This is a genomic window from Vibrio sp. 10N.286.48.C11, from assembly GCF_041469805.1.
In the GTDB taxonomy this organism is placed as follows: Bacteria; Pseudomonadota; Gammaproteobacteria; order Enterobacterales; family Vibrionaceae; genus Vibrio; species Vibrio crassostreae_C.
The window spans coordinates 79,026-91,570 of the sequence record NZ_JBFRLK010000010.1 but is presented as its reverse complement, the minus strand read 5'-3'; the positions used below and the strand labels follow the sequence as shown (position 1 = coordinate 91,570).

At 45.1% G+C, this 12,545-nt stretch carries 8 protein-coding genes; 1 reads left to right on the top strand and 7 read right to left on the bottom strand.

The window, feature by feature from the left end; translation table 11 throughout:
• Positions 1 to 51: 51 nt before the first annotated feature.
• The 7 genes from AB4209_RS03305 to AB4209_RS03275 all read right to left on the bottom strand — a co-directional run bounded on the left by AB4209_RS03305 (position 52) and on the right by AB4209_RS03275 (position 10,409).
• Positions 52 to 1,860, bottom strand: coding sequence for a long-chain fatty acid--CoA ligase (locus AB4209_RS03305; RefSeq protein ID WP_372054837.1), 1,809 nt, complete (start codon positions 1,858 to 1,860; stop codon positions 52 to 54).
• Positions 1,861 to 2,061: 201 nt separating this feature from the next.
• Complete coding sequence (gene leuO / locus AB4209_RS03300) at positions 2,062 to 3,021, bottom strand: transcriptional regulator LeuO (RefSeq protein WP_017061397.1); 960 nt, start codon at positions 3,019 to 3,021, stop codon at positions 2,062 to 2,064.
• Between the two features lie 346 nt (positions 3,022 to 3,367).
• The gene (locus AB4209_RS03295; protein WP_102321198.1) at positions 3,368 to 4,423 is read right to left on the bottom strand and encodes an MJ1255/VC2487 family glycosyltransferase; all 1,056 of its coding nucleotides are present in this window, start codon (positions 4,421 to 4,423) and stop codon (positions 3,368 to 3,370) included.
• A gap of 54 nt (positions 4,424 to 4,477) precedes the next feature.
• Positions 4,478 to 5,002, bottom strand: coding sequence for a phosphatase PAP2 family protein (locus tag AB4209_RS03290; RefSeq protein WP_017062930.1), 525 nt, complete (start codon positions 5,000 to 5,002; stop codon positions 4,478 to 4,480).
• Positions 5,003 to 5,308: 306 nt separating this feature from the next.
• The gene (locus AB4209_RS03285) at positions 5,309 to 8,416 is read right to left on the bottom strand and encodes an efflux RND transporter permease subunit (protein ID WP_372054835.1); all 3,108 of its coding nucleotides are present in this window, start codon (positions 8,414 to 8,416) and stop codon (positions 5,309 to 5,311) included.
• On the bottom strand, positions 8,413 to 9,750 hold the full coding sequence (locus AB4209_RS03280) for an efflux RND transporter periplasmic adaptor subunit (protein ID WP_050053092.1): 1,338 nt from the start codon (positions 9,748 to 9,750) through the stop codon (positions 8,413 to 8,415). Before AB4209_RS03280 ends, AB4209_RS03285 begins: the two co-directional genes overlap by 4 nt.
• Positions 9,750 to 10,409, bottom strand: a complete 660-nt coding sequence (locus AB4209_RS03275) for a TetR/AcrR family transcriptional regulator (protein WP_136973941.1) — start codon at positions 10,407 to 10,409, stop codon at positions 9,750 to 9,752. Before AB4209_RS03275 ends, AB4209_RS03280 begins: the two co-directional genes overlap by 1 nt.
• A gap of 568 nt (positions 10,410 to 10,977) precedes the next feature.
• On the opposite strand from AB4209_RS03275, the gene leuA reads away from it, so the two are divergent.
• On the top strand, positions 10,978 to 12,525 hold the full coding sequence (gene leuA / locus AB4209_RS03270; RefSeq protein WP_372054833.1) for a 2-isopropylmalate synthase: 1,548 nt from the start codon (positions 10,978 to 10,980) through the stop codon (positions 12,523 to 12,525).
• The last annotated feature ends 20 nt before the right edge of the window (positions 12,526 to 12,545 follow it).

Here is a 12,545-nt window from a genome sequence, read left to right as displayed (position 1 = left end):
CACATTCGTAGGGGGATTTTTAAACAACTGAAAATTTATCTAAGCAGAAAACTACTTATCTTTAGGCTTTTCGTTGTACATTTCTTCGATTTCGTCTTGATACTTATCGTTGATAACTTTACGACGCAATTTTTGAGTTGGTGTCAGTTCACCATCATCCATAGAAAATGCTTTTGGTAGCAGTTTGAATTTCTTCACTTGCTCAAACTTAGCCAGTTCTTGCTGTAGGTCATTCACACGCTTTTCTAGCATCTCGACGATTTGGTGGTGCTTAACAAGTTCAACGCGATCGTGATACTTGATATTAAGCTCTTTGGCGTACTCTTCTAGCGAGTCATAACAAGGAACAATCAGCGCAGAAACGAATTTGCGTGTATCAGCGATAACAGCAATCTGTTCGATAAAGTGATCTTTACCAATCGCACCTTCAACCACTTGCGGGGCAATATACTTACCACCAGAAGTTTTCATCAGCTCTTTGATACGATCAGTAATGAACAGGTTACCATTTTCATCAAAATGACCCGCATCACCGGTTTTCAAGAAACCGTGCTCATCGAATGTCTTAGCTGTCTCTTCTGGCATCTTGTAGTAGCCACGCATCACCATTGGACCGCGAACAAGAATCTCGTCCTTAGCACCAATTTTTACTTCTGCGCCCGGCATCGACATACCGATAGAATCAGGGTTAAAGCAGCGGTCATCCCAGCAAGACACCGTTGCTGTGGTTTCTGTCATGCCGTAGCCAAGTTTTACGTTGATACCGATAGCATGGAAGAAGCGACCGATGGTTTCATCTAACTTAGCTCCACCACAAGGCATGAAGTTGATGTTACCGCCGAGTAGAGCGCGCAGTTTAGATAGCACAAGCTTATCAGCTAGCGCATGGCTCTTCTTCAGCATCAACGATGGAGTACGACCTTCTTGGTGACAAACTGAAAGCTTTGCTCCCATGTTCACCGCCCAAGTAAATAGCACTTTACGAATAAATGGTGCTTTAGATACCTTCTCGTGAATCGCAGAGAAGATCTTCTCGTAGAAGCGTGGAACCGCACACATTACGGTAGGTTTCACATCACTTAGCGCATCACGCACTTGCATCGTATCTTGCAGGTAGCAGTTGGTTGCGCCTTTATAAAGAACGTAGAACGTCCAAGCACGCTCAAATACGTGTGATAGAGGTAAGAAACACAATGAGACATCGTCTTTGCTCAGGCTAAGGCGCTCATCGTGGCCTTCTAACTGGTAGCCAATGTTGGTGTAATCAAGCATTACGCCTTTTGGCTGACCTGTGGTACCAGAGGTATAGATAAGAGTCAGCAGGTCGCCCATGCTTGCATCAGCAAGACGCACGTCAAGTTCAGCTTGTTGTGCTTCAACGCCGCGCGCCATGAAATCAGCCCAAGATACCGCAAAGCTATGGCCTTGAAGATCGATATCATCAGACATCGCGACAACCACTTCTAGCTGTTCACACTCTTCGAATAGGCTCACCGCCGCGTCAAATTGAACTTGCTCACCAACGAATAAGATCTTCACATCCGCATTTTGGATGATGTAAGACGACTGTGCTGCTGTGTTGGTTGGATAAATCGGCACAGTCACAAGACGAGCTTGTAAAGATGCAAAATCTGCCACGGTCCATTGAGGCATATTATTTGAATAGATACCGATCTTATCTTGAACTCTCAGTCCCTGAGCCAATAGTGCTAATGAAAGCGTATCGATTTGTTGTCCAAACTGCTCCCAGCTAATACCTTGCCATACATTGTCTACTTTGTGCTTCAAAGCTGTACGGTTGCCGCCTTGGGCAATTTGGTCACGAAGTCTTTTTACGATATGAAAATCTAAATTGGCCATCTCTTTACCTTTGGCTTACACCTGTAAGCTTTTTTGAGCGCACAAGTGTACCTCTGATCATGGAAAAGGCAACTGATGAAGCTCAAAGTTATAAGTAATAGTACGTCTCACGCTAAGTTTTCTATCAACAAAAATAGCAGGTACAAAAAAGCCCCAAGCCAGACTCCTAGCTTAGGGCTTATAAAACATAGGGATTAGTGTCTAGTTAAGTGCCACTACTTCGCCACAGATCATCATTAACTGATCTCGTAACCAAATGTGTCCTTTGTCCTTTTCACTTGATTCGTGCCAGCTTAGGAAGCCTGAAATTGCCGCATTATCAAATGGGAAATCTAGAATCTGAAGCTGCTCTTTGTTTGCTGCATGTTCTACCATCCAACGAGGAGCAATCGTTACTAGTTCAGACTGACCTACAACGTAAAGAACGTTGCTTAAGCTCGTACCTTCGTAGAAAGGCGTGCAATCTAGGTCACGGTAAGCTTGCTCAGAGAAGCTACGTTGACCATGGATGCGAGACAGTTTTGCGTGCTTTTCGTTAAGCAGCTCTGCCGCAGAAACTTCACCGTTGATACGTGGGTGAGAAGCAGAAGCAACCACAACTAATTCGTCTTGGAAGATTTCAGTGCTTGAGAAGCCTTGCTCATCAAAACGAGCGTAATCAATAACGAAGTCGATTTCTTGGTAGCGCATACGCTCAGAAAGTTGACGATCGAATTCAGCATCCATGTGCAGTTTCACGCTAGGTGCTTGCTCGTTGATTGTCGACATAATCTTAGGAGCAAAACGCATATCACAAGGGCTGCAAATCGCTAGTTTGAACAGGCGAGAAGACGACTCTGGAGAGAACACAGAACTTGGTAGTTCGTTGCGTACTAACTGTAGCGCTTGGCGGATTGGACCAAACAACTGACGAGCACGTTGAGTCGGTTGAATACCACGACCTTGACGCATGAATAGTTCGTCGTTAAACATCACTTTTAGACGAGCAACAGCGTTACTTACAGCAGGCTGAGACATACCCAGATTGTGAGCTGCACGTGTAATGTTTTGCTCTTGCATAACTGCATCAAATACAGTCAAAAGATTTAAGTCGACTCCACGAAGTGTGCTTTCCATTCTGTAGCTTGCAATAGCACTCATTGCGTCTTTCTTATCTAACATTCAAGTTGCCTCTTGTCGGTTCGACAGCGTTAAATTGGTAATGGTATGAGAATAGATAACCACTAATTCTTATATTTATCAGACCGATGTTTTTCGGATTGACATTACTATTAACCAATGCATCTCGAGCTACCAACAAGATTGATAAAGAATAATTTTATTTTACCTTAATGATTAAACAACATCTAAAAATCAATTATTTATAGAGTTATAAAAAAACATAAAATGCGTCACTTATGAGTTTAATTTCGACTTATTTAGCTGTTCTATCGTTTGGTTACATTTGTTACAATTTATTGAACTCGTGAATTGTTCAGCCGGTCAATTCAGAAATAGCACTTATGAGTTAGGTGAGCGATGCATAACTTGGAAAGTCGACCTTGTCCCAAAGTTGCTTTCTTAAATCATCTTGATTAGACCAATTCCCTGCTAATACCCACTCAACGAGTGCACTTGCCACGTCTGGATAGGTGACCACTTCGGCCTGTTTTTCACTGAGCCAAGCGCGCAAGATAGCCGCATCTAAAAACGTCATGGTTTGAGCTAACCCAAGGGCCTCTAGCGTCGCCACATTGCTCTGTTGTTCGAACTGTCCTTCGAGTGGTTTGAGAAGCAATTTCTTCCCCAAAGTTAGGGCTTCAGATGGCAATTCAAAGCCGCCATTTGCGACCACACCAGAGCACTGATTGAGGTCGAATTGAAAGCCCGCATGACTCAGTGGTTTGAACTCAATATTTTCAACTCGGCTATGCTCAATCACATCCGGGTGGTAACAGACAAAGTTTTGCGAAATGAACTTCATCAGCAGCTCTGAGATCGACTCAAGGTCCTCAAATGGCAAATAGACCAACGTAAAGTCTTGTGTTGTTTTTATTTGTTGCTCACCAACCAGCGTGTGAACGATAGGCGGCAAAATCGGCTGTTCAAAGTGATACCAGTGCAAGCCAATAGAGTGCTCGGTTGGGGCGAAATGTTGAATCACTGAATGTTCAATCCAGTTGCCCCCTTCTTTGGGTACATCATAACGAAACGCATTCTGGTGGCTTATCCCAATGCATGGCACACCTTGTCTCTTAGCCGCCCATGCAGTGACAGGCTCAAAATCATTAATCACTAAGTCATAAGGCGTAAGATCGATCTGGTTAATCTCACGGAGAAATCGCCAGATGTTGTTCTTCATGAATGTTTTGCCGTATTTAACCTGCCCCTGCTCGCTGTAAAAAGTTAAGCCGCTGCGGGTCTGATAGTTGCCAAACGCTTCCATCGAAAAGTATTTGCTCTCATCTCGCCCAGAGAACAGAAAATCGACATCAATATTTTGCTGACGAAAAGCGACGGCCATTGCTCTCGCTCGAGCGATGTGCCCATTTCCTGTGCCTTGTACGCCATATAAAATTTTCATGCATGTTCCTTTAAATTTACCACTTAAGCTCGGCAGTGGTTGCCAACAAAATAATTACAGGATGAAGCTGATAGCGAGGCTGGTACAAGCGATGCCCAAGGCTGCGCCAATCAGTACGTCCGTTAAAAAGTGCACACCGAGCAGGATTCGAGAGCCTGCAATCGCAGTTGCCCACACCAAGCTAAAGAGGTACAAGCTCGGATAGAAATGCCCGATTAGGGTCGCCATAACAAAAGCAGCAGCGGAATGCCCTGAAGGCAGACTGTATTTATCGGATGGCACAATATGAGAGTGAAGTAGTGAAGAGAATTCAGCTGGTCGACGGCGCTTGAGGGTATTTTTAGCAAACCAGTAAATAGGCAGTTCGATTGCGAAGGCGGTTAAGCCCACCAAAAGAAAGTCTCGACCGGTGTTGCTATCGACCAGCAGTGCAATCAAGGCAATCAAAACATAAAGGTGTCCATCTCCAGTATGAGACACCGCTTTACTGAGCGTTGCATGTTGCCCGCCATAGCGGTTGTTTAAACAGAAAACAGAAAATGCCACATCCCAGCGGACAATAGGTTCGATAGTACGCATACGATCTCCTTAACAATCCTTATTCAGTTAAGGCTCAAGTTATGCCCAACAAATGACAGTTAAGTGACGTTTTGAATGAACTAAAATGAATTTTGAGGCGAATTGACCGCTTTCGCTAAGCAAGCTGATGGGGCCTAGAAACTGCCGATAAAAATAAAGCGACCCAAGGCCGCTTTATTCTTCTACGTTTTTACTTCTTTATATAAGCAAGCAAACGCTACTTCTATCGTGTTAATGGCTATAGCGTTCGCTAATGATAATAGTGCTCACTAATGATAATAGCGCTAAAGGTTATAGCACTAAAAGTTATAGCGCTAATGGCTCATGCTTTTTCACCAAACCGAAATCCGCCAATATCGCGTAGGCCGCTGGGATCATAAACAATACTAATAAGGTCGAGGCAAATATGCCGAATACGATCGAAATAACCAGTGGCTGGATAACCTGAGCCTGTAAGCTGGTTTCCGTCAACAGCGGTAGCAAACCTGCCGCAGTCGTCATTGAGGTCAAGAATACCGCTCGGAAACGCTCGCGACTGGCTTTCACCACCGAGTCATGCACGCTATCTCCCTCATCGACATGGTGACGAATGTACTGCACCAACAAGATGGAATCATTAACCACAATTCCGGCAAGCGACACAAAGCCCATCATGCTTGGCATACTCAAAGAATGGCCAAGTATCCAGTGACCAACGACCACCCCAATAAAAGCGAGTGGAATCGCTAACATCACGACCACAGGCTCTAAATAGCTTCTGAACTGATAGCTAAGAATCGCAAACACGCCGAATAAGCCGAGCAAGAATCCTTTGCCCATCGAAGCGCCAGTCTTGGCTGCATCCTTGGCCTCCCCTTCGAAATCAAAGCGTAAACCCGGGTACTTCTGAATAAGTTTGGCGGCTTCATCTTTTTGGAACTGAGCCAAAATCGCGGATGAACTCGCTTTCTTATTATCAATATCACCAAAAATACTGATGGTTCTCAGCCCATCAATACGCTGAATTCGCACGTAGTTACGCTGGAAATCTAATGTCGCCAACGTTGCTAGCGGGATCTGACTGCCATCTGCGGTAATGATTGGGAAGTTAGCTAGCTGCTGTATGTCGCCCGCTTGCTCCTTATCAAGACGCACTTCAATCGAGATATTTTCAACGCCGATTTGAATCTCATCCGCCGTTTGCCCAAAGAAAGCCGCTCGTAACTGAGACGCAATCATCTGCCCATTCACATTGTAGGTTTCGGCTCCAGGGCGCAGCTTAACCAAAATCTCTTCTTTACCCATGCGCATATCATCAAGCACGCCGTGCACCCCATCGAACTGATTAAGGTACTCCTGAATATCCAAAGAAGCGGATTTCAATGCGCTCAGGTCATCGTGTTTGGCGCGGATTTCAATAGCACGACCGCCCGGCCCCATAGTCGGTTGCTTGAACACCAATGAAATAGGATCCGCTAAATCGCCAATATCCTCTCGCCACGCATCAATGAAATCATCGATAACCGTATTACGACTCTCTGCTCCGCGTAAATCTAAGCGCACTGTGGCTAAGTGCGGGCCGGATTCATTGGCATCGGCGTTAGCATTGAATTGGCTAGTTATGTGCTCGACCAGTGTATTGCCTTCTTCAACCTCTTCGCTCCATTGCTTGTTCAAACGCTCAGCAGACGCGACAATTTTGTCGACCACTTTCTCGGTTTGAGACAGTGATGCGCCCGGCGGAAGAATAATACGCGCCTCGGCAATATCACCATCCAGCTCTGGGAAAGGTTGAAACTTAACAACACCACCAGCAATCAAGGCGACTGAAAGCAACAACAGCGTAATCACTCCGCCCATAAAGGCGTAGCGGAAGGTCACGACTTTCTCAACCATGTTCATCAAAGTGGTATTACGGAAGTTCTCAAACTTCTCAAGCAACACCACTTTAAAGCGCAACGCTGGCTTATCATTTTTTTCTTTATGTAATGAATGAGATAAGTGATTAGGTAGAATCAGGAAGGCTTCAATCAAGCTCAACGACAGCACCAAAATCAATACTTGAGGAACGGCCTTAAGCACCGCGCCCATCTCGCCATCAAGAAACAGTAAGCTACCGAAAATACACACCGTGGTTAAGAAAGAAGACAGTACTCCGGGAAGCACTTTCTTAACGCCGTTGTACACCGCATCATCGACGCTTTGTCCCCTATCTAAGTGGGAGGCTATCGATTCGGCGATCACGATGGCGTCATCCATCATGATACCAATCGCCATCAACAGTCCGACCAGCGACATAATGTTAATCGACAAACCTAAGTTCGCCATTAAGAACAAGCCACCAAGGAAGGCCACTGGCAACCCTGCCGCCACCCAAAATGAATAACGTAAGCTGAAGAACAGCCACATGGTGGCGAACACCAGCACAATACCTTGCCAGCCATTGCTCACCATCATGGTTAGACGATCCCAAAGCACAGACGAGAGATCGTTGGTCATTTGTAGTGTCACGCCATCAGGAGCAATCGCGCTTTTATCTTCAACGAATCGTGTTACGTTCTCTTTGATTCGCAGCGCATCGTCTTCTTTGTTCTTACTGATCTTAAGCAGCGCTGAAGGCTTGCCATCAAATAGCACCTTTTGCTCATCAAGCTCAAAGCGGTCGGTTATTTTGGCTATGTCTCTCAAACGAATCACCGAGCCATTAGGCGCAGATCCAACCACGATGCTTTCCAGCTCAACAGGCGTAACTCGTCTCTCGTCGAAACGAATCAGAAAGTTTTTGTCTGGTGTTTCAACGTTACCACTCGGCAGTTTTACATTCTGTCGACCAATTTGATCCGCGATATCACCGACACTCAAACCCAACTGACGAATAGCTTGGGTATCCAGTTCCACTCGATATTGATGATCCGAGAAGCCGCTAACCTCGACCAAAGAGACATCGTAATCAAGCTTCATGGTGCGCTTAAGATCTTCCGCGTAGGCCTTAAGTTCTGGCCACGACGTTTCGGCTGTTATAGCGATATCGACAACCGGTTCATTCCAATCTAGCTCTTGAACAACAGGCGATTCAATCTCAGTTGGGAAATCATTGATCGAGTTGATCTGGGTTTGCACATCCACCAGCATTCGGCCGATGTCCGCTTTTTCATTTAACTTTAGAATTAAACGGGCGCTGCCTTCGATCGCCTCACACTGAGTTTCTTCAATGTTGGCTAAGCCGTCTACTGCATCTTCCATTCGTACACACAAGCTCTCTTCCACTTCTTGTGGAGAGGCGCCGGGATAGACAATCGCAGCCATAATGTAAGGCGGATCGTAAGCGGGGAAGGTTTCACGTTTGATGGTTGATAGTGAGCTTAGACCCAAGATCAACAACCCAAGCATCAACAAGTTTGCTGCTGTTGGGTGCCGAGAGAAAAACTTGATCATGACGCACTCTCCTGAGTATCTGATTCAAGCTCAGCCTCTTCAGAGTTGGACTCTCTCAGTAACATGCCTTCTATTGCTGGCAGGACATCATTGAGAACCAGTTTATCTCCAGTTTGTAGCTCTCCACTCACAACCACTTGATTGTCTCTGCGATAAAGCACTTCAACATTGACCACTTGCAAACGCTGGTTGTCATCCATCAGGTAAACCTTATCACCATGCAGTGCTCGCTCTGGAACCACCCAACTTAGATTGGCGACACCCTCAATCTCAGCTTTGACAAACATACCGTTAACCAAAGGCGTCGCGCTGTCTGGTTGCAATTGTGAGTAATCTTGAGCGATCTCGAGAATAATCCCCGCCGTCGCTTGGTTTTCATCAACTGTTTCGCTGATTCTTGCCACCTTCGCTGGCCAACTGAGGTTCAGGTTGCCGCTGTTAAGTTGAATGCTTGCTTTGATTGGCGCTTCATAAGGATTAGGGATTCCTGCAGCATCGCGAGGAAATTGGTTAAAGCTGGAGGCTAAAGTTTGCATATCGTGAATAGAAAGTTGCGCCTCTACTTCCATGACATTAATCCCGTGAGCAATAAACATCTCCTGCTGAAGGTTAACCACTTGATTTTGTTCGATATCAACCTGAGCAATTCGCATCGCTCTTGGCAAAGTGATCGTGGTCTTATCGAGAGAGCGCTGCGCCTCTTTTACCTTAGACACGTTGACCTTAATCACCGCTTCCGCAACACGCTTTTCATCTGGCATCAACGCGATTTGGTTCGCGATATCTAATACCAACTTCTGCTGAGACAATGCGCTTTGTTGTTGCAGGTCGACATCCGATTGAGAGGTGAGCCCTTTCTTACGCAGATCCTGTTTACGTTGTAGCTCTTTATTGCTGATCACCAAACGATTCTTTTCGATCTTAAGAGTCTGATTAAGGTTGTCTTCTTCTTGATTCAATTTCGCTAATGAGGTTTGGCTTGATTTTAGATCCGCCTCTGCTTGTATCAGTTTCAATTCGTAATCCAATGGATCAACCTTGAGCACGACCGTTCCTGCAGGGATCACCTGGCCTTTTTCAAGATCTGGATGTCGATACACGATCTGTCCTGTCACCTCAGCAATCGCTTTCCATTCAACTTTAGGCACCACTTTGCCAAAGCCGACCGCTAACGGCGCTATCAGTTGTTGTTCTAGGCTCACAGTATCAACTAAGCGAGCCCTATCACCCGCAGGTTTGGTTGGAAGATCCGGCTTCAAGTTAATCGCGGCGACAAGGCCAATCACACCAACCGCAAGTGCTGGAAAGAAGAGTAGTTTTTTATTTATTTTCATTATCTTTGGTCCTGCACGGAAGAAGGGCTCGGCGCGTTGATAAAGCCTTCAGTCATCAGTTGAATGTTGTGTTCGATTAAACGATTAAGAAATTCTTCATTAATTTCAATCCCATGGATTGCCAATAAAGGCGGCGGAGCGATGAAAGGAAACACCATCAAGCTTACATACGAAACACGGCACAATTTTGGATCCATGTTCTGTTTTAAGATGCCTTGTTCAACCAGCTTTTCAAAAATGACATCTTGGGCTGGCTTTGCAACATCGAGGAAAACCTTTTCGAGCAACTCTCTTTGCACTTCAGAGGGAGGCATATTCATCACTTGGGCTATCAAGCGAGGAAACTTCGGCACCTTGACCATCTCTTTGTAGTAAGTCCTCATTAAATCAAGAAAGTTCTCATGACTGCTTTCTTCAACCAACCTCTGCATCTGCAATTGCATCGGTCGTAGCGTTTCACGCAGCATCGCTTCAAACAGCCCGGCCTTACTACCAAAGTAATAGCGGATCATCGCTATATTCACACCCGCACGCTCAGCAATCAGGCGCGTCGAGACCTTGTCGTATGCTTGAACGACAAACAGATCACGAGCATGCTCAATCAATAACTGTCGAACATCTAAGTTTTTTTGAGGTCGCCCCGCTTTTCGTGCCGTCATGGCAAAAATCCATCTCTATAATTAATCATCTGATTAATTATAGAGATAAACAGGTGTAACAGTAGAAGATTAATTACTCACTATTTAATCAAGTGATTAATTAATTTGGTCACGCTTGTGATTTTTTTGGTGAATCGTTCCATCAAAAAGATTTACTACAAAGTTTTAACCTACACATAAGCCAAACGATAAACTAACCCCCCAATACAAAACCACCAATCAGATGATTTAGCCAATAACACAACACAAAACAGCACAAACCAAACCAAAACGTCGCCAATGCACGCTGATATTGGATTTTCTTGTTTGACGCTCAGAATAAATTGCGGTAAATATGGTGTTAACAGTTTATTTACGGATATTTGTGTAATGATTTTTTCTTCTTCTCGACTGCTGAAACTTCTCCTTATCGTGAACCAATCGCGCGGGTAAGTTGTGGGTCAAGAACTACACAAATATTAAAACCCGCGCTGAGCGGGTTTTTTTGTAACTGGCACTTTTAAAAGAACATCATTCTCAATAATAATTTGGATAGCAATCGATACAATATCGATATAAGGAAGCACCCATGAACGATCAAGTGATAATTTTTGATACGACTTTACGTGACGGCGAGCAAGCGTTGGCAGCAAGCCTTACGGTAAAAGAGAAATTACAGATCGCTTATGCACTTGAACGACTGGGTGTAGATGTTATTGAAGCGGGTTTCCCTGTGTCATCGCCAGGCGATTTCGAATCAGTACAAACCATCGCAAAAAATATTAAAGATAGCCGTATCTGTGCGCTTTCTCGTGCAGTTGCAAAAGATATCGATGCCGCTGCAGAAGCGCTAAAAGTGGCTGAGCAATTCCGTATTCATACCTTCATTTCTACATCGACGGTTCACGTGCAAGATAAATTACGCCGCAGCTACGACGATGTTGTCGAGATGGCAGTGAAAGCGGTAAAGCATGCGCGCAACTACACTGACGATGTTGAGTTCTCTTGTGAAGATGCCGGTCGTACACCTATCGACAACCTATGTCGTATGGTTGAAGCCGCGATTAACGCGGGCGCAAAAACCATCAACATTCCAGACACCGTAGGCTACACAGTACCGAATGAGTTTGGTGGCATTATCCAAACGCTATTTGATCGCGTACCCAACATCGACCAAGCGATCATCTCTGTTCACTGTCACGATGACTTAGGCATGTCGGTTGCTAACTCAATTGCTGCCGTTCAAGCAGGTGCTCGACAAATTGAAGGCACAATCAATGGTATTGGTGAGCGTGCGGGTAACTGTTCTTTAGAAGAAATCGCAATGATCATCAAAACTCGTCAAGAGCTATTAGGTGTTCATACCGGTTTGGACCACAAAGAGATTCACCGTACCAGTAAATTGGTTAGCCAGCTTTGCCATATGCCAATTCAAGACAACAAAGCTATCGTCGGTGCAAACGCGTTCAGCCACTCTTCAGGTATTCACCAAGATGGCATGCTCAAGAACAAGAACACTTACGAGATCATGACTCCTGAGTCTATTGGCTTGAAAAACAAGGCATTGAACCTAACAAGTCGCAGTGGTCGTGCAGCCGTTAAGAGCCACATGGACGCAATGGGCTACAAAGACAATGAGTACAACCTAGATTCATTGTACGAAGACTTTTTGAAACTGGCTGACCGTAAAGGCCAAGTATTCGATTACGACCTAGAAGCACTAATGCACTTCGCAAATCTACGTGACGAAGATGACTTCTATAAACTTAACTACCTAAGCGTACAATCTGGTAGTGTTATGTCTACCACCAGCATCAAGCTGCAATGTGGTGATGAAGAGAAATGCGAAGCGGCTGTCGGTAACGGTCCTGTTGACGCGCTATACCAGTGTATCTACCGCTTAACTGGCTACGAAATCGTACTAGATAAGTTCGACCTAACCGCGAAAGGCGAAGGTGAAGACGGTTTAGGCCAAGCTGACATTATTGCTAACTATAAAGGTCGTAAGTACCACGGCACAGGCGTTTCAACGGATATCGTTGAAGCTTCTGGTCAGGCGCTATTACACGTTATCAACAGCATTCAACGTGCAGACACCATTGCAGAAATGAAGCAGCAAAAAATCGCCACAGTTTAAATACCCAATAACAGAGCCCT